This window comes from Acinetobacter chinensis (genome assembly GCF_002165375.2).
GTDB lineage: Bacteria > Pseudomonadota > Gammaproteobacteria > Pseudomonadales > Moraxellaceae > Acinetobacter > Acinetobacter chinensis.
This window is the reverse complement of record NZ_CP032134.1, coordinates 3,091,478-3,107,929: the sequence shown is the minus strand read 5'-3', so window position 1 is coordinate 3,107,929 and position 16,452 is coordinate 3,091,478. Positions and strand designations below refer to the sequence as shown.

General features: G+C 43.6%; 20 protein-coding genes. 4 read left to right on the top strand and 16 right to left on the bottom strand.

Features of this window, described 5'->3' with window-relative positions; all coding sequences use genetic code 11:
* Window positions 1-10: 10 nt before the first annotated feature.
* The 3 genes from CDG60_RS15720 to thyA all read right to left on the bottom strand — a co-directional run bounded on the left by CDG60_RS15720 (window position 11) and on the right by thyA (window position 2,531).
* Complete coding sequence (locus tag CDG60_RS15720) at window positions 11-1,063, bottom strand: Lnb N-terminal periplasmic domain-containing protein (RefSeq protein ID WP_087512783.1); 1,053 nt, start codon at window positions 1,061-1,063, stop codon at window positions 11-13.
* Between the two features lie 27 nt (window positions 1,064-1,090).
* A complete protein-coding gene (locus CDG60_RS15715; protein WP_087512782.1) occupies window positions 1,091-1,603 on the bottom strand; it encodes a dihydrofolate reductase in 513 nt (170 codons plus the stop codon).
* 85 nt (window positions 1,604-1,688) lie between these two features.
* On the bottom strand, window positions 1,689-2,531 hold the full coding sequence (thyA, locus tag CDG60_RS15710; RefSeq protein WP_087512887.1) for a thymidylate synthase: 843 nt from the start codon (window positions 2,529-2,531) through the stop codon (window positions 1,689-1,691).
* Window positions 2,532-2,893: 362 nt separating this feature from the next.
* Between thyA and CDG60_RS15705 the strand changes: the two genes are divergently transcribed.
* Window positions 2,894-3,397 (top strand): peptidoglycan amidohydrolase family protein, encoded by a 504-nt coding sequence (locus CDG60_RS15705; protein ID WP_087512781.1) that lies wholly within the window; start codon window positions 2,894-2,896, stop codon window positions 3,395-3,397.
* Window positions 3,398-3,453: 56 nt separating this feature from the next.
* Here the strand turns inward: CDG60_RS15705 and CDG60_RS15700 are convergent, their stop codons facing one another.
* The 3 genes from CDG60_RS15700 to lgt form a co-directional block, all read right to left on the bottom strand.
* A complete protein-coding gene (locus CDG60_RS15700) occupies window positions 3,454-3,825 on the bottom strand; it encodes a hypothetical protein (RefSeq protein ID WP_087512780.1) in 372 nt (123 codons plus the stop codon).
* A 2-nt stretch (window positions 3,826-3,827) separates the two neighbouring features.
* Window positions 3,828-4,214 carry a hypothetical protein gene (locus CDG60_RS15695; protein WP_087512779.1) on the bottom strand — a complete coding sequence of 129 codons (387 nt, stop codon included), beginning with the start codon at window positions 4,212-4,214 and terminating at the stop codon, window positions 3,828-3,830.
* A gap of 79 nt (window positions 4,215-4,293) precedes the next feature.
* Window positions 4,294-5,112: a prolipoprotein diacylglyceryl transferase gene (gene lgt / locus CDG60_RS15690; protein WP_087512778.1), complete on the bottom strand. Its 819-nt coding sequence runs from the start codon at window positions 5,110-5,112 to the stop codon at window positions 4,294-4,296.
* A gap of 93 nt (window positions 5,113-5,205) precedes the next feature.
* On the opposite strand from lgt, the gene CDG60_RS15685 reads away from it, so the two are divergent.
* Window positions 5,206-6,003: an NRDE family protein gene (locus tag CDG60_RS15685; protein WP_087512777.1), complete on the top strand. Its 798-nt coding sequence runs from the start codon at window positions 5,206-5,208 to the stop codon at window positions 6,001-6,003.
* Window positions 6,004-6,058: 55 nt separating this feature from the next.
* On the opposite strand, the gene CDG60_RS15680 is transcribed toward CDG60_RS15685, so the two are convergent.
* The 4 genes from CDG60_RS15680 to CDG60_RS15665 all read right to left on the bottom strand — a co-directional run bounded on the left by CDG60_RS15680 (window position 6,059) and on the right by CDG60_RS15665 (window position 9,894).
* Entirely contained in the window at window positions 6,059-8,272 is a 2,214-nt protein-coding gene (locus tag CDG60_RS15680; RefSeq protein WP_087512776.1) for a PhoX family protein, read from the bottom strand.
* A 174-nt stretch (window positions 8,273-8,446) separates the two neighbouring features.
* Window positions 8,447-9,190, bottom strand: coding sequence for a twin-arginine translocase subunit TatC (tatC, locus tag CDG60_RS15675; RefSeq protein ID WP_171405521.1), 744 nt, complete (start codon window positions 9,188-9,190; stop codon window positions 8,447-8,449).
* Window positions 9,191-9,228: 38 nt separating this feature from the next.
* A complete protein-coding gene (gene tatB / locus CDG60_RS15670) occupies window positions 9,229-9,663 on the bottom strand; it encodes a Sec-independent protein translocase protein TatB (RefSeq protein WP_087512774.1) in 435 nt (144 codons plus the stop codon).
* Between the two features lie 12 nt (window positions 9,664-9,675).
* Entirely contained in the window at window positions 9,676-9,894 is a 219-nt protein-coding gene (locus tag CDG60_RS15665; RefSeq protein WP_087512773.1) for a Sec-independent protein translocase subunit TatA, read from the bottom strand.
* A 171-nt stretch (window positions 9,895-10,065) separates the two neighbouring features.
* On the opposite strand from CDG60_RS15665, the gene CDG60_RS15660 reads away from it, so the two are divergent.
* On the top strand, window positions 10,066-10,941 hold the full coding sequence (locus CDG60_RS15660; protein WP_087512772.1) for an AEC family transporter: 876 nt from the start codon (window positions 10,066-10,068) through the stop codon (window positions 10,939-10,941).
* A gap of 88 nt (window positions 10,942-11,029) precedes the next feature.
* Here CDG60_RS15660 and rdgB read toward each other — a convergent pair whose 3' ends face one another.
* From rdgB to CDG60_RS15645, 3 genes are all read right to left on the bottom strand, one after another.
* Complete coding sequence (gene rdgB, locus CDG60_RS15655; protein ID WP_087512771.1) at window positions 11,030-11,656, bottom strand: RdgB/HAM1 family non-canonical purine NTP pyrophosphatase; 627 nt, start codon at window positions 11,654-11,656, stop codon at window positions 11,030-11,032.
* A gap of 61 nt (window positions 11,657-11,717) precedes the next feature.
* Window positions 11,718-12,371: an HNH endonuclease gene (locus tag CDG60_RS15650; protein WP_087512770.1), complete on the bottom strand. Its 654-nt coding sequence runs from the start codon at window positions 12,369-12,371 to the stop codon at window positions 11,718-11,720.
* Window positions 12,372-12,456: 85 nt separating this feature from the next.
* A complete protein-coding gene (locus CDG60_RS15645) occupies window positions 12,457-13,632 on the bottom strand; it encodes a zinc-binding dehydrogenase (protein WP_087512769.1) in 1,176 nt (391 codons plus the stop codon).
* A gap of 108 nt (window positions 13,633-13,740) precedes the next feature.
* Between CDG60_RS15645 and CDG60_RS15640 the strand changes: the two genes are divergently transcribed.
* Window positions 13,741-14,064, top strand: a complete 324-nt coding sequence (locus CDG60_RS15640; protein ID WP_264757126.1) for a cytoplasmic protein — start codon at window positions 13,741-13,743, stop codon at window positions 14,062-14,064.
* Window positions 14,065-14,107: 43 nt separating this feature from the next.
* On the opposite strand, the gene CDG60_RS15635 is transcribed toward CDG60_RS15640, so the two are convergent.
* From CDG60_RS15635 to metX, 3 genes are read right to left on the bottom strand one after another with little or no spacing between them, the layout of a single operon-like run.
* Window positions 14,108-14,695 (bottom strand): tetratricopeptide repeat protein, encoded by a 588-nt coding sequence (locus tag CDG60_RS15635; protein WP_087512767.1) that lies wholly within the window; start codon window positions 14,693-14,695, stop codon window positions 14,108-14,110.
* Window positions 14,692-15,285, bottom strand: coding sequence for a methionine biosynthesis protein MetW (gene metW / locus CDG60_RS15630; RefSeq protein ID WP_087512766.1), 594 nt, complete (start codon window positions 15,283-15,285; stop codon window positions 14,692-14,694). Before metW ends, CDG60_RS15635 begins: the two co-directional genes overlap by 4 nt.
* A complete protein-coding gene (gene metX / locus CDG60_RS15625; protein WP_087512765.1) occupies window positions 15,285-16,445 on the bottom strand; it encodes a homoserine O-succinyltransferase MetX in 1,161 nt (386 codons plus the stop codon). The genes metW and metX overlap by 1 nt, the downstream gene beginning before the upstream one ends.
* Window positions 16,446-16,452 lie beyond the last annotated feature (7 nt).

Sequence of the window (16,452 nt, the reverse complement as noted above, 5' to 3'; positions counted from 1 at the left end):
TATCTTTATTTTAATAGGCGTCAGATAAGGGTAATCCCTGACGGGCCAGTGCTGAAAAACGGGCACTGCTGAGGGTGTCATGATCCTGTACGCGAGGGTTGATATGGGCGGTCTGATACCATTGCTGTAAAGTCAGCTGTTGATCCAGGGCTTTTAAATCATACATATAATTAGGCAGATAGCCCGATGCCAGCAAGCGGTAATCGATAGGTAAAGGCTGCCATGTCACGGCCTGTACCATGTCAAAAATCAGTGTCGTACAGTTACTGGTCAAAGTGTTGTACCAGCGTGGAGTATCGGCAAGCTGATCTGCTTTCTGCAGATATTCTTCAAAGAGTGCTTTCATTTCGGGACGGGGCATCTGAACAGGGAAGAAATAAACCTGTTCTTTGCGGATATTGCTGCGGGTAAACACAATATCTTTTTCATCCGATGCAATCAGGCTGAGTTCGTATTTTCTGAAAAATCCACCCAGTGCTGAAAATTCTTCATTCTGCTCTTTTCTGATTTCGATGGAAAAGGTCAGGGGTGCCGCATTGGCAAAATCAAAACTCACCAGGGTATGTGCAATCTGAGGTCCCATCCAGTAAGAGGTAATAATATTGATGCCTGTAATACTGTTCAGATCATACTGGCGGGTTTCCCAGCGTTCATCATAGCTGCCATCTGCATGCCAGTTAAAATTACGGACATTATGCAGCGTCACCAGATTGCCTTGTTTTTCATAACTGAGCATGCGGGCGACTTCAGGATTCCACTGTCTGTCCTGACGGGGTTCAATACTGAAGTACCAGCACAGACTGAGGATGAAAATAATCAGATAAAGTAGAATATCTTTAGTGCGGCTGAAAATATGCCCCGTAAAATAGATGCCTAAAATACTCAGTGCAAACAGTATCCATAAACCCATCAGCAGTTTGCTGAAAAGTGGACTGACAGGTGCCTGGAACCAGAGTGCCATGCACAGCCAAAGCGAGCTGAGCAGGACTGCCAGGCTGAATATAAAATGCAGAAACCCTACGGCAACGGTTCTGATAAATTCCTTTTTATCTGTTGTTGGCATGCGACATATTTATGCTTATGGTTTTACTTATTTTTGATAAGTTGCGAACTCAAAAGCAATGCCTGTTTTGTCGTCAATATGTTTTTCAGAAGCTGTTTTATGGAACTCAGCAGGTACAGCAGGGTAGTGGGCATCTCCCTGGACATCGAGTTCGACATGAGTCAGTTCAAGACGGTCAGCAATATCAATGGTCTGCTTAAAAATTTCACCGCCACCGATAATAAAAATACTGTTTGGCTTTTCAGATGCGAGTACATCAGTTGTTGCAAGTTGCAGTGCTTCTTCGATGCTGTGCGCTGTTTTGACTGTATCAAATGACCAGCGGGTATCCCGGGTGATCACCCAGTTGACGCGCTTGGGTAAAGCTCTGCCCATCGACTCCAGTGTTTTTCTGCCCATGAGCACGACACCGCCCTGAGTGATTTCCTTAAAGTGTTTCAAGTCTGCGGAAATGTGCCACGGCAAATCATTGCCTTTACCAATGCAGTTCTGCTGATCCATTGCCACAACGTGTACAACTTCGAAATTTTTAAAAGCCATGTTTCATTCTCAGTTTCAGACTTTGATATAGAAGTCCCCCCTCGTAAGGGGGAGATAAAAGGAAAATACAGAAAAGCCGCAGGAATCAGACAGCAACAGGTGCTTTGATGGCAGGGTGTGATTCGTAGCCTGTAATTTCAATATCTTCAAATTTAAAATCAAAAATATCTTTAATTTCGGGGTTCAGTTTCAGCTGGCACAATGGCAAAGGTTCACGGGTCAGTTGTAACTGTGCCTGTTCAAAATGGTTGGCATATAAATGTGTATCGCCGCCAGTCCAGACAAAATCACCGACACCCAGTCCACAGACCTGAGCAATCATATGGGTCAGCAAGGCATAACTTGCAATGTTGAACGGTACCCCCAGAAATACATCTGCACTGCGCTGATACAGCTGACAGGAGAGTTTTCCGTTATGGACGAAGAACTGAAACAGGGTATGACATGGAGGTAAAGCAACCCGTCCTGCTTCGTTTGGATTCCATCCAGATACAATCAGACGGCGTGAATTTGGATTGGTTTTAATTTCATTGATGAGCCATTTGATCTGATCAAATCCATTCTGCTCATATAAACCATCTGCTTTTTCGGTTGCGCCAAAATTACGCCACTGATGACCATAAACAGGTCCAAGCTCTCCTGCTGGACGTCCAAAACGCGCAGTCTGTTCGGCAGTTGACCATTCATCCCAGATGGAGACTTTGTTGTCCTGTAAATACTGAACATTGGTGTCGCCTTTGAGGAACCACAGCAGTTCAATCACAATAGAGCGGAAATGAACTTTTTTTGTGGTCAGTAAAGGAAAACCCTGGTTTAAATCAAAACGCATCTGATGACCAAATACCGAACGGGTACCTGTACCGGTACGGTCGCCTTTGTCGCCGCCGTTGTCCAGGATATGTTGCAGAAGGTCTAAATACGTTCTCATAAAATTCTCAAACTGTATGGATGGTCTGTATGCTGAAATCCAGTGCATGCGTCTGGTTTTTCAGGGACATCATAATATATCAGTTTATACGTAATGGATGGTTTTTTTAAACCGTCAGAGCTTCGCTGTCAGTGTCTGAAAACAGTAAATCAGAATAATCTACAGGCAGAATATAAAATTATGAACAGCAGGTCGGTCAAAAAATATTTTTAAAAAATGAATGTAAAATAATCACTTGAACGATATGTATTTACAAACTCAAACTTTTTTACATATTTTTTCATGAAATTTCTGGCTCAGGGGCGTACCATCGCCTGACTTGAAAAATGTTATAGTGTTTCAAAAGAGGTTATGGTTCAGGAATGATTTACGATCAGGGAACAGATGTGAGCAGTGATGTATATGCTCCAGCCGAGGTAAGAGTTGCGTTACGTTCAGGGTCTACAGATCACGGTTCGCAAACATCATCCAGAGCGAAAAGCTACACATCAGCCAGTGCACAGCGTGTTGATATTGACAAGTTTACCCAGAAACTTCAGTCCATTACCCGCCTGACCAGTACTCAGCGTTGTGCCAGAAGTATCCGTGTTGCACTTGAGTCTGCCGGAGCTAAAGTGAAAGGACATCCTGTTGCCGCAGCGGACTGGGGTGGTACCTTGACTAAAATTGGTTATCGTAAAATCAACCCTTCTTTTGAAAATCCTAAAAAAGGCGATATCTATATTATTGACCGCAACGGTTCGAGTAAGTATGGGCATATTGCCGGTTATTCAGGTTCAAACTGGGTATCTGACTATAAGCAGTCAGGTTATGCGGTTTATCGGAATAAAAATGTAAATTACAGTTATTACCGTCTGGATCACTGATTCTGATTCAATAAAAAAGGTCTGACCGATGTGCAGACCTTTTTTATGTGCGCTGTTTATTCATGCCGCCGTGCGCGGTTGTCATAGATGGACACGGTAAATAACCCCAAAGCAATAAATCCGATGCATTGAAGCAACAGGATGACCTGATGCTCCTGAGGCAACCACAGAATCAGGTTCAGTAAAACGATAAAAGGCACAAGTCCCATCAGAATATTGATACCCCGCTGATACTGCGCTTTGACATTGATACGGGATTTCAGCTGATACAGCAGATGCAGTCCTATACCCATTGCCAGGCAGAGCAGTGTCAGTGTTGTGGACAGTTGTGCAACTGTCGTGCACATATAAATCAGCACACAGGTACTGATACAGATGATCAGCCTGATCTGGCGGTTACAGCGTTCTGAATACCAGTAATCCAGCATGTTTATTTCTTCTGTTCCGATGAACTGTTCTGATGAAGCAAAGACAGTGGGGAAAACAGACAGATGGCAATCGCCATAAATCCGATACCCTGAGCACCAGGAATCAGTATTTCACCTGACTGAATATTCATGAAAACCAGTGCCAGGATTAAAGCAAGCGGTATCCAGGTCAGTAAGCGATACAGCAGTCCCGTCGGGTTTTCTGCGGCAAAATGAATTTTGCAGTAACGGCAGATCAGAAAAATAACACCCGTTCCTGCAAACATTAAGATTGCATCGGGTTTTAAGGGAGCCATCCAGTACAGTACAGCGGTCAGTACCGAAATGGAGATCAGAATCAGGAACTTTTTCAGTACGGATACTGTGGGATCAAACCAGAACTCAAGCATAGTGGCATTCAGCGAAAACAGTCAGTAAAACAGAATATGAATGAAGAATAAAAACAGGTTTTACTCTTCATTTTAAGGATTAATGGGTCGTATTTTTCTGAGGACCCCAGTCATAAATTTTCTTCTGGTAGGCGTACCACATCATCGCAGCACCAGCCAGAATCATTGGAATAGTCAGGAACTGACCTTTACTCATCCAGGCAATAAATAACTGTCCGTTATCCGGTTCGCGGAAGAACTCGACAGTAAAGCGGGCAATACCATAACCGATCAGGAACAGAGCAGAAACAGCGTAACGTGGACGGGGCTTCGAGCTGAACCACCACAGTACAATAAACAGAATCAGACCTTCAGCCAGTGCCTGATACAGCTGTGACGGATGTCTGACCAGACCCAGTGGGTCGGTTGGGAAAATCATGCCCAGTGCAAAGTTGGGGTCACCGACGGGACGTCCGTAAAGTTCACCCCCAATAAAGTTCCCGATACGACCAAACATGAGACCGGTCGGAACACAGGGTGCAATGAAATCCAGGGTCTGAAACCATGTCTTGTTGTATTTTTTACACCAGAGCAGCATGGCAATCATGACACCAAGGAATCCGCCGTGGAAACTCATGCCTCCTGTCCAGACCTGGAACAGCCACAGAGGGTTGGCAAGGAACTGCTCAAAGCCATAAAAGAAGACATAACCCACACGACCACCGACCACGACACCCAGCGCGCCATAGAAAATCAGGTCAGACACCATTTCAGAGGTCCAGCCATCCCGTTGTCTGGCACGATGTGTTGCAAGTCCCCAGGCAAATAAAAATGCCAGTAAATACATCAGTCCATACCAGTGAACCTGTAGTGGTCCCAAAGCAACAGCAATGGGGTCAATATTCGGATAGGTCAGCATTCCTGTTCCTTGTCATTTTACTTTGCACAGATTTTAGCTGAAAGAGATGAAAAATGTTGTACATTCAGTGTGTAAAGATATTGAGCCTGAAATATGTGTATTGTTGCGTTTGCATGGCAGGTCCTTGAAGACATGCCTTTATGCCTGATTTCAAATCGGGATGAGTTTTATCATCGTCCGACCCGCGGTCTGCACCAATGGCAGGACAGTCCGGTGGTGGCTGGACAGGATTTACAGTCCGGTGGCAGCTGGATGGGGGTAACGGAACAGGGACGCTGGGCAATCGTGACCAATTTCAGGGATGGGGCAGACAGGCAGAGCTATCCAACTTCACGGGGTGATCTCATCCGCTCATATCTGGAGTCGGATCAGACACCGATCCGTTTTGCCCAGGAGCTAGAAAAAAATCAGCGGGATTATGCAGGCTTTAATCTGTTTATGGGAAACGTACAGCAGGCGGTCTATATGAGCAACAGAGGAGAAGCTCCTCAGGTTTTGCCCAAAGGCGTATATGTCGTATCCAATGGGCTGATGAGTGATGACTGGGAAAAAACCCGACATTTGCGTAAACGTTTCACACAGGAATTTTTACCGATGCTCCAGCTGTCAGGAAATGAGCAGAGTGTTTCAGAAGCAGATTTACAGCATGCGGTATGGGAACTGCTGGAAGATGAGCGGAAAATTATCCCGGCATTACTTCCTGAGACAGGTATTGATGCTCAGATGGAGGAACTGCTGTCTTCGACATTTATTCAGAGTCCAGTGTATGGAACCCGATGTTCCAATTTTCTGAGAATCAATCATGCTGATATTCACTGGCTGGAAAAAAGTCAGCAGGGCGAAACTCAGGGGCAAATGGTTGATCTGCGTCTGCCACTGAAAACAGCCTGAGTGATCGTGAAATAAAAAAGCCGACATGAAGTCGGCTTTTTTGATAATGAGGTTTTTAAGCTTTGGTGGTTTCCAGTGCTTCGCCAGCAATTGCACCGCCGTCTTTACGGGTAATGACCAGTGTTGCAGAGCGCGGACGGGAGCCTAAAACTGCCTTACTTAGATTCAGTGCAGATGGGTGGTTTGCAGGCCAGCTGTTTCCTGGGTGCTGAATGTTGATAAAGATAGCTTTGTAGTCAGGTGTCATGGTCACACCGGTAATTTCACAACCCGCAGGACCTGTGAGGAAACGACGGAGTTTTGTGTTATCCAGTTCTGCACCTGTAGGCGTTGCCAGACCAGCAGAGGTTTTTACCTGACCATCACCAACCTGACCTGGAAGTGCCGCAAGCATCATACAGTTGGTTTCATCCGTATAAGAACCATCATCTGTCTGAATCCACAGAACACCACGTGGATCGAACCACATACCGTCTGGGCTTGAGAAGTCATTGTCAGCACCGAGTTTTGACAGATTAACGTCCTGTACAGAGTCTTCTTCAGCACCAAAAAGGAAAATATCCCAGGTGAAGGTTGATGCGGTCACTACATCTCCCGTTTCTTTGAAGCGGATGATATGACCGTTGATATTTCCTTTAGGGTTACCGCCTTTGTCAGCATCTGCATAGTTACGCGGGTTTGCAGCATCCAGAGGATGAGAAGTACCACGGCTGCTGTTGTTGGTTAAGGTTACGTAGACTTCACCATTTTTAGGATTGACAGCAACCCACTCAGGACGATCCATTTTTGTTGCGCCAACAGCATCTGCTGCAAGGCGGGTATTCACCAGTACGTCAGCCTGATCTGCAAATCTGTATTTTGCATAAGCTGCGATCAGTGGGTTTTTGATATTCAGTTCTACCCATTCGCCTGTTGATTTCTGTGTAGCGGTATCGAAGTTAAACTTCGCAACATAAAGTTTGCCACTGTTCATGTATTTGTCACCAGCGGTATAACCACCATTGACATCTTTGGCATCCCAAAGTGCATCAGAGACAAACTTATAGATGTATTCGCCCTGAGAGTCATCACCCATATAAAATGCGAGTGGCTGACCTGCAATCGCACGGCTTGCACGGCAGTCTTCGTGAGCAAAACGACCAAGTGCAGTACGCTTGACAGGGTAGTGACTGCCATTAAATGGATCAATCTCTACAATCCAGCCAAAAGTGTTGGTCGTGTTACGGAAGTCATCTTTTGCTTCAGCACCAGATACTTTGGTTAACCAGCGATCATAGATGTCCTGAATATTCAGGTCTTTAATATCATTTGTACGTGAGTCTTCAGTCGCTTTTACGGTATGCCATTTGTATGAGCTTGCCGCAGGAATCTTATAACGATCCAGTGCCACAATACTGTTGGCATCGCGACCTGCATCATCACGGGAGAAATACTGGTTAAAGTTTTCTTCAGTGGTCAGGTAGGTGCCCCAAGGGGTATAACCGTTACCACAGTTGTTAATGGTGCCTAAACCGAAGTCACCATTTGGACTGAATCGGGTTTTAACCAGATCACTGCCTTTTACTGGGCCGGTATATTCAATGCGTGATGCAGCGGTAATACGGCGGTTGAATACGGAAGCCTTGTTGATGCCGACCAGCTGTGTTTTGCTGTCTTTTTTCAGTTCAATCACTGAAACGCCGTGACAGTTAATTTCACGCAGCGCTTCATCTTCTGAGCGGACTGCTGCACTGATTGTATTGACAGCAGGATGCAGAATTTTTTTGTCATCGACATATTCATGATTCATCACCAGTAAACCTGAGTCTGACTGGTTTGCATCAAAGCGGTCACTGGTCATGCCAAAGAAAGTCATACCATCATGACATTCTCCTGAGCGACGTACAAAAGACGCGCCTGTTGGAATATTATTTTCGTCCCATTCTGAGAGTCCATTGGATATCGGGTCACCAAGTGCATAAAGAACACGTGCTTCATAACCTTCAGGAACAGTAACCTGATCCAGTACGTTTTTATTGACTGCTTTAAATTTTAATGAATCCGGTGTTTTATTTTTATCAGGTGCTACAGGTGTGGTTGGCGTCAGCTCGTTGTTGTCATCGTCGTTACAACCTGTCAAAGAAGCTGCCAGCGTCAGTGCAACAGCCCCTCCCGCAGTTTTTGTGATTAAGTCACGACGTGTAATTTTCTTATTAAACAGTTCTGAAAATTCAGCATTCCCCGAATTGTTACTATCATAATCATCGTTAAAAGGCATTTGCTCAGTCATAAGTTTTCCTAGCGTCTATGCTTGGTCATTTTTGGAAAGTTACAAATAAGGTAAAGAGTCAATATGACAAAGCGGTGAAGCTTATATGTCAAAAACATGAAATGATCTGAGGCATTTTCAGGCGTCAAAAAAGCAGGCAAAAAAGCCTGCTGAAGTTATTATTGGTATTATGATTTAAGCATCCGCTTCGCGTTTTTTCTCGATGAGTTTTCCTAAAAATAAACCAATCTCAAATAGCAGCCACATCGGAACAGCAAGCATGATCATTGACAGTGCATCGGGCGGAGTAACGAACATGGCAACAAAAAAACAGCCAACAATAATAAATCTTCTTTTTTCAATCAACTGCTGTGTAGACACCAGTCCAATAATGATCAGCAGAAGGGTAATGACAGGTATTTCAAAGGTCAGACCAAAAACCAGGAACAGCTTAAGACAGAAGCTCAGATAACTGTTGATGTCAGTCATGGGGGCGACTGTTTCGGGTGATACACTGATAAAGAAATGCAGGATGGAAGGCAGTGCGACAAAGTACGCAAAAGCGATTCCTGCATAAAACAGGGAAATACTGCCCAGCAGTAATGGTAAAGCCAGCGATTTCTCTTTTTCATACAATGCCGGTTTCACAAATGCCCAGATCTGATAAATGATAAAAGGCATCGCCAGCATAAGAGCAATGAAGAAGTTCAGCTTAAATGGTGCCATAAAGGTCGCTGTAACATCTGTCGCAATCATTGACGATGAAACAGGCAACTGCGCCCGTAAAGGTTCTGACATCATCTGGTAGGTTTTATTTGCAAAGGGAAGTAAGCAAAAAAACAGAACAATGATCAGCCCCACAATTTTAAACAGATGACGCCGAAGAATAATCAGATGCTTTGTTAATGGCATTTCCTCAAAAGGAGGAGTTTGCTCCATATGATGAGGGAGAGCAGGTTGCGTATCTGAATGTCTCATTAAACGGCTACCTTCAGTGGTGTAATTTCTTGTTTTGTGTCGCTAAGTTCAGTATCTGGCTGTTTAACGAAGGTTTTAATATCTGGTCGGTGTGCCAGGCAGGGTTTTACTGTGGGTGTAAATGGATAATAATAAAGAGGCTGTTTTTGTGGCTGCTCAGCTGGATATACAGTCTGTTGCTGTAGCTGACTCATCTGAGCCTGCATTTTTGATTCCAGTTCCTGAATACGCTTCATTTCATTCTGCATCTGTTCACGTAATTCAGACATACGCAGTTCACGATCAATATCATTCTGAACATTACTGATCATACGTTTGATCTTGTTGTACCATTTACCCGCAAAACGTGCAGCTTCCGGAAGTTTGTCAGGACCCAGCACCAGTAAAGCAATGATGGCAAAACACAGTATTTCAGTCATTCCCAGGTTCAGCATGAGATCACCTGCTTAGCTTTTTACCGAGCTTTCAGTGCTTTTAACATCTGCTTCAATCGTACGGGGATCTTTTAACTGCGCTGATTCAGCTTCATCTTCCTTAATGGATTTTTTAAAATCCTTGACCGCACCACCCACGTCTTTGCCGAGGTTTTTCAGTTTGGACGTACCAAACAGTAAAATGACCACAATTGCGAAAATCACAACGTGCCAAATTGATAATCCAGCCATGTTTATATCTCCTGTTTTATTGCAACTATCTCAACAGGTCTGTGTGACAGCGATGTGACATCTGTATTGCAGTTTTACGACATTGATTTTTCAGTAGCTATGAACGGGATGTTTCTGACAGCAACCAAAATGACGTGATAGCATAAGTGACCCAATCAAGGATGACCGAACTTGGCTTTGCTATTTCCTCTGGCGGCATTCATCTGCGGGCTTATGCTTGCATCAGCTGCTGTCGCTACTCAGCTGAAACCGCTGTTGTCCATGCTGCTGGCAAGACTGCTGATTCCTGTTGTGATTATTTACAATATGGTGTTCTACAAAACAGGCAGTGTCATGCTGATTCTGTTTGCCTTTTTTTCCTGTTTTATTCTGTTCATTGTTTATCTGAAACTTTCCAGAGACCGTCTGGCTTCATTATGTTTCAGTTATACCAATATGGCATGGCTTGGGTTTCCTGTTGCGATTGCCATTTTTGGCACAGAACACAGCATGGCAATGATTCCTCTGTATATCGGCGTTTCAATTTTTGGTAACTCCTGGGCAGTGACTTCAGTCAGTTCTGAACCGCAGGCAAAGCTGTATCTGTTGAAAAAAATGCTCCAGTCTCCGCCTGTGATTGCCTTGATGATTGCGGGTGTTTTACGTTGTTTTGATGTACAGCAGTTTCAGAATACTCTGCTGGTTGAATGGATTTACACCCTGGCAAAATGGAGTATGAGTTTTGCAGGCATGTGCGTTCTGGGCATGTGGCTGAGAAAAACCAAAGTACACTGGGCGGACATACAGACCAGCGCTAAACTTGCTGTACTGAAAATGTTCTGTGGTCTGATTCTGTGTGGACTGGCTTATTTTTTTCTGCCACTTCCCCAGATCAATACTTATATTGGCGTGATGTTTTTATTGTTCTGTTTACCCCCAGCCGCCAATATTGTGGCACTGGAAACTGATTATCAGGGTACAGGTATTTCAGCCAAATACATCGCTTCGGGGACAATGGTCAGTGTGGTGGTCTGTGTGATTTATGGCGTGGTGGTTCATTTATTGTAAATGATTTAAGTAATAGAAAGTCTTTCTTATCATAGCTTTGAATCAACCCTAACCCTCCTTTGAAAAAGGAGGGGATTCTCATAGGGATTTACTTCTCTAAACTTGCTTTAAATAACTGCATTGCCTGACCACGGTGGCTGATTTTATTCTTTTCTTCCTTACTCATTTCAGCACTTGAGAGGTTCAGTTCGGGTAACCAGAATAAAGGATCATAACCAAAGCCATTTTCACCACGTGCCTGCTCCAGAACTTCACCTTGCCAGATGCCCTGGAAAATTTGCGGAAGCGGGTCTTCTGCATGTTGTACAAATGCAAGAACACAGACGAACATGCCTTGAACTGGGTTTCCATCCTGGCGATAAGGTTTTAGGTCTGCCAGCAGTTTTGCATTATTGGCAGCATCATCGCCGTGTTCACCTGCATAACGTGCAGAGTAGATACCAGGCGCACCACCTAAAACAGGGACACAGATTCCTGAGTCATCTGCAATTGCAGGTTTACCTGAAATTTTAGAGGCATGACGTGCTTTGATAATGGCATTTTCAATAAAACTTAAACCATCTTCAATCGCGTCTTCGATATTGAGTTTTCCCTGAGGGATCACTTCAACGGGTAGGGCTAATTCGGCAAACAGTTTTTCAAATTCAGCAATTTTGCCTTTGTTATTACTTGCGAGTACCAGTGTGCCCTGGGATAACCAATCTTGTGCAGACATTTCAATTGCTCTGAGTTTGAGTCGTGGAGGGTATTTTAACGGATTTTAGTGGTGAATTTATTTATAAATTATTCTGTTTCTCAAATATGATTTGATTATGATATTTAATACTTTTTTTACAAATATTATGTTTTTTATGGATGTAAATTTCATTAATTTTTAAAGGGATTAAACCATAATCCATCATGACGTGATGATTTGGGCATAGTACTATGATATTTTCAGGTGTATCAGATCCGTTATGCTTTCCTAAAGGGATTATATGATGTGCTTCTGAATAAAAATTTCCGTTCTTTAAGGGAATTGTTAGATTACAAATCTGACATTTATTATTGTAAAGTTTTTTTATTTTTATCGCTAATTGAGTATCTCTTAAAATTCGATATGTAGTAGTTAAAGATTTATTAGGATTTTGATTCCCATTAGGTAAGTCTGGGTTATCAATGTCTTTAGCTACAGGTGTGGAATTTAATGACGTACGGATTCCCCAAATACCGCCACCTATCCCATTAACAGAATAAAAAAGATCATTTTTTTTATTAAAAGCTTCTGAATCAGAAGAGTTTGATTCTAATGTTCTTCTTATAATAGCAGTATAGCTTTTGGGATGTGGTTCTGGTCGTAAAGTTGAGACGGCATCATAAATTTCCTGAAGAGTCCCTATACCATCTATATTATTTAGACCTTTTATTACATCTTCTAACCATGTTGGCATAATTTATCTATCTTGTTAATAAATATTAAATTATACCTTTAGGATCGAAAATGGAATAGCATAAAAGTATCGATAAATACTTTTATTATTTTTTAATAATATTAATATCACCCCCCGTTTTTTTTGGATCAACCAGGATTTTTGCGTGCTGCTCAGGGTCACGCAGTGCAGAAAATGCATTGATCACGCCATCTAAACCCACGATACCTGTAATCAGCGGTGAGCAATCAATTTTGCCTTCTGCAATCATGTGTAAAGCATCGCGAAATTCTAAAGGGGTATAGCCCAGAACAAACTGCATTTCGATTTCTTTATTAATAGCAAGAGCAGGCTCAATACGGTCACTTTGCATGCAGACACCTACGCCAATAATTTTGGACAGTAGCGGTGCGCCATCAATGATCTGTTGCAGGATTCCAGGAACGCCCACACATTCAAAAATAACAGGACGTTTTGGCAATGCACCAAGTTTATCTGCGACACGCCATGCATGCCACCACGGCATACCTGTCGCCTGAATTTTATCAAAAAGACCTAAACCATAATTCAGTGCTTCGGCTGCATCGCCCAGTAAACCAAGCTCTTTCCAGTTTTCAAAAGGGGAGTTCTGTGCAGGATCAATCACTGCATCTGCACCACAACGCTCAGCCAGTTTGCGACGGTTAGCTGAGAAGTCACTGGCGATGACTTTTTTCACACCAGCAGCTTTTAACATCAAAATAATACCCAGTCCGACAGGACCACAACCGATCACGATGGCAGGTTCACTGGTTTTAATCCGGCTGCGTCGAACAGCATGCAAGGCAACTGCCATCGGTTCAGTCATGGCAGCACTGTCTGCATCTAAACCATTGGGTACTTCAAACATCAGGCTGGACTGGACTAAAACCTGTTCCGCATAGCCACCCGATGCATTGGGTGACAGCCCTGTAGACTGATAACCCAAATCCTCCAGTTGTAATAAAGGCATGGCACAGACCAGGGTATCTGTTTTGAATTTTTTACGTGTCTTTGGTCCATAATCGACAATTTTTCCGCAAAATTCATGTCCCATGACAAACTTATCTGAATTTCTGGCAAGTCCCTTAAAGCCAACTTTTGCAGCGAGGTTATGCATATGGTCGCAGTTGTGCTGCATGTGTAAGTCACTGCCACAGATTCCGCAGCGGATTACGTCCAGCAGTACCTGACCTTTGGCAGGGAGCAGTTCAGTTAAGTGTTCTATTTTTAATTCGGCATTCTGACAGACGACTGATTTCATTTAATTTCCGTATTTTTATTTGAATATTCAGCTCATCATTACAGTTCCTGCTGTGGAAAAATATGACTGTGATCGACTTTATATACTTTAAAAAGGTAAATACGGAATTTGATAAATCGTGATTTCTCAGCTAGCTTATTGCTAATACCTTCAATCATTGATAATAAAAATATGAAAAATTTTGACTCATCAGACATTATCGCAGCGCATAAAACATCAAGTTGTCACCGTAAGCTTTTGAGTGAAAGTGATACGTGTGGCTGTTTTTATTGTCTGGATATTTTCGATTATCAGGAGATAACGAAGTGGGTCGATCATGATGATACTGCGATGTGTCCATCATGCGATATTGATTCTGTCATTGGTTCTGCTTCAGGTTATCCAATTACACAAGAGTTTTTAGGTGCGATGAAAAAGCATTGGTTCTGGTAAATAAAAAAGCACCCGTAGGTGCTTTGGTTTTTCAAAATACAGCTTACTGTGCCTGAATCCATTGGTCTGCACGGTCACGCGCAGTACGGATCTGATCTGGTGTCAGGTTGGCAGCCAGAGCGGTTTTTTTCGCTTCAGACATGTTGATGACTTTATTATCCAGCATACCGTCACGTGTGGACAGTTCATACCACTGGTAAGCACCCATGTAGTTTTTCTTCTGCTCATCCATCATGGCAAGGTTAAAGCTGGCGCGGTTATCACCATGACTGGCCGCTTTTTCAAAATATTTACGGGCAAGCGCTTCGTCTTTTCGGGTTCCGATACCATCAGCAAGCATACGGCCAACATTCAGCTGAGCAGGAGACAGTCCCTGATCGGCAGCTGCTTTATACCAGGCAAATGCCTGATGGTCATCTTTCTGTACATCTTTACCATGCTGATATTTGGTTGCCAGGTAAAACTGTGCGCCAGGCTGACCTGCTTTTGCAGCTTTGCTCAGGCTGTTAATGTCCATTACAGAATACTGTGCTGCCTGACTTGAAACAGATGGGGCAGGAGCTACATAGTCTGCATGAGTCTGAATGCTGAACAGTCCAACAACCAGTGTGCTGAATAATATTTTTTTCATAGAGCGCTCACTCGATAAATTGCGACTTCACCAAACAGATTCGGGAGATGTTTACTGAGTAAACTACCTTGCTGGTCCCCATTTACGGCGAGTCGGTTAATAATCCGGATGTTATTTTCAGCACATAAAGCTTCAAAGTCACGGAAAGTACATAAATGAATATTAGGCGTGTTGTACCACATATAGGGTAGGGCTTCAGAAACAGGCATTTTTCCTTTCAGTGCCAGGAAAGAACGGGTCTTCCAGTGTGCAAAGTTTGGAAAAGTAATAATTGCCTGTTTTCCCACGCGCACCATGTCACGTAATAAAACGTCTGGTGCATCTACGGCTTGCAAAGCCTGTGCCATGACAACATAGTCAAAAGACTGGTCGGCAAAACGACTCAAACCGAGGTTTAAGTCCTGCTGTATAATATTTAACCCTCTACTGACTGCAATTGCAATCTTTTCCTGGTCAATTTCCAGACCATAGGCACGGATATTGTGTTTTTTGCTCATATGCGCCAGCAGTTCACCATCACCACAACCGAGGTCAAGCACTTTGGAATCGGGTTTAATCCATGTCTCTGCAAGCTGATGATCAATACGCATTATACTGTCTCCCGTGGTGTTGCATTCAGGTGTTCAACCCCACCTAAAAAGGCACGTAAGGATTTGACATATAAAGGAATAGGGAACAGGAAGGAGTCATGTCCCTGTTCTGCATCAATGTCCAGATAACTGACCGGTTTATGGTTGCTGATCAGGGCATCCACAATCTCCTGAGAGCGTTGTGGAGTGAAGCGCCAGTCAGTGGTAAACGAGATCACCATAAACTGACATTTTGTGTTTGCCATCGCTTTTTTCAATGACTGTTCATACTCACGCGATGGATCAAAGTAGTCCAGTGCCTTGGTCATGATCAGATAAGTGTTGGCATCGAAATTACGGCTGAACTGTTCACCCTGATAACGCAGATAGCTTTCCACCTGGAATTCCACATCAAAGCCGTACATAAATTTGCCGGACTTCAGATCGCGTCCAAATTTCTGTTTCATGGCTTCTTCAGACAGATAGGTGATATGTCCAACCATGCGTGCCAGAATTAAACCACGTTTTGGATAGCTGTCATGCTCCAGGTATCGACCATTATGAAAGTCAGGGTCAGATAAGATGGACTGACGTGCAACTTCGTTAAAGGCAATATTCTGGGCTGAAAGTTTAGGTGCACTGGCAATGATGACGCATTTCTGCAGGCGGTCAGGGTAATCCACAGACCATTGCAGCGCCTGCATACCACCAAGAGAACCACCAATCACAGCATACCAGGTATTTATACCCATACGGTCAGAGAGCATCGCCTGAGTTTTGACCCAGTCACGGACAGTGACCAATGGAAAATCCGGTCCATAAGGACGGTTTTCATTTTCAGGGTTCGGCGAAGTGGGTCCTGTAGAACCACTGCATCCACCAATATTGTTTAAGGCAACGACAAAAAACTTTGAAGTGTCGATGGCTTTTCCTGGACCTATACAGGCATCCCACCATCCTGGTTTTTTGTCATCTTCATGATGATAACCGGCAGCATGGTGATGTCCTGACAGTGCATGACAGATTAAAACCGCATTCGATCGGTCTGCATTGAGCTCACCATAAGTTTCGACCATAATTTCAAAACGTGGAAGGATTCGGCCGCATTCAAGCTCTAATGGCTCTTCAAACTGAAACTTTTCTGGGGTGACAACACCCACTGAGTCAACTGGTAAAGACACAGGAATA

Bases quoted from the DNA above. Each gene is read 5' to 3' on its own strand.
- CDG60_RS15720 (WP_087512783.1), bottom strand. From the start codon at position 1,063: ATGCCAACAACAGATAAAAAGGAATTTATCAGAACCGTTGCCGTAGGG.
- CDG60_RS15715 (WP_087512782.1), bottom strand. From the start codon at position 1,603: ATGGCTTTTAAAAATTTCGAAGTTGTACACGTTGTGGCAATGGATCAG.
- thyA (WP_087512887.1), bottom strand. From the start codon at position 2,531: ATGAGAACGTATTTAGACCTTCTGCAACATATCCTGGACAACGGCGGC.
- CDG60_RS15705 (WP_087512781.1), top strand. From the start codon at position 2,894: ATGATTTACGATCAGGGAACAGATGTGAGCAGTGATGTATATGCTCCA.
- CDG60_RS15700 (WP_087512780.1), bottom strand. From the start codon at position 3,825: ATGCTGGATTACTGGTATTCAGAACGCTGTAACCGCCAGATCAGGCTG.
- CDG60_RS15695 (WP_087512779.1), bottom strand. From the start codon at position 4,214: ATGCTTGAGTTCTGGTTTGATCCCACAGTATCCGTACTGAAAAAGTTC.
- lgt (WP_087512778.1), bottom strand. From the start codon at position 5,112: ATGCTGACCTATCCGAATATTGACCCCATTGCTGTTGCTTTGGGACCA.
- CDG60_RS15685 (WP_087512777.1), top strand. From the start codon at position 5,206: ATGTGTATTGTTGCGTTTGCATGGCAGGTCCTTGAAGACATGCCTTTA.
- CDG60_RS15680 (WP_087512776.1), bottom strand. From the start codon at position 8,272: ATGACTGAGCAAATGCCTTTTAACGATGATTATGATAGTAACAATTCG.
- tatC (WP_171405521.1), bottom strand. From the start codon at position 9,190: ATGGAGCAAACTCCTCCTTTTGAGGAAATGCCATTAACAAAGCATCTG.
- tatB (WP_087512774.1), bottom strand. From the start codon at position 9,663: ATGCTGAACCTGGGAATGACTGAAATACTGTGTTTTGCCATCATTGCT.
- CDG60_RS15665 (WP_087512773.1), bottom strand. From the start codon at position 9,894: ATGGCTGGATTATCAATTTGGCACGTTGTGATTTTCGCAATTGTGGTC.
- rdgB (WP_087512771.1), bottom strand. From the start codon at position 11,656: ATGTCTGCACAAGATTGGTTATCCCAGGGCACACTGGTACTCGCAAGT.
- CDG60_RS15650 (WP_087512770.1), bottom strand. From the start codon at position 12,371: ATGCCAACATGGTTAGAAGATGTAATAAAAGGTCTAAATAATATAGAT.
- CDG60_RS15645 (WP_087512769.1), bottom strand. From the start codon at position 13,632: ATGAAATCAGTCGTCTGTCAGAATGCCGAATTAAAAATAGAACACTTA.
- CDG60_RS15635 (WP_087512767.1), bottom strand. From the start codon at position 14,695: ATGAAAAAAATATTATTCAGCACACTGGTTGTTGGACTGTTCAGCATT.
- metW (WP_087512766.1), bottom strand. From the start codon at position 15,285: ATGCGTATTGATCATCAGCTTGCAGAGACATGGATTAAACCCGATTCC.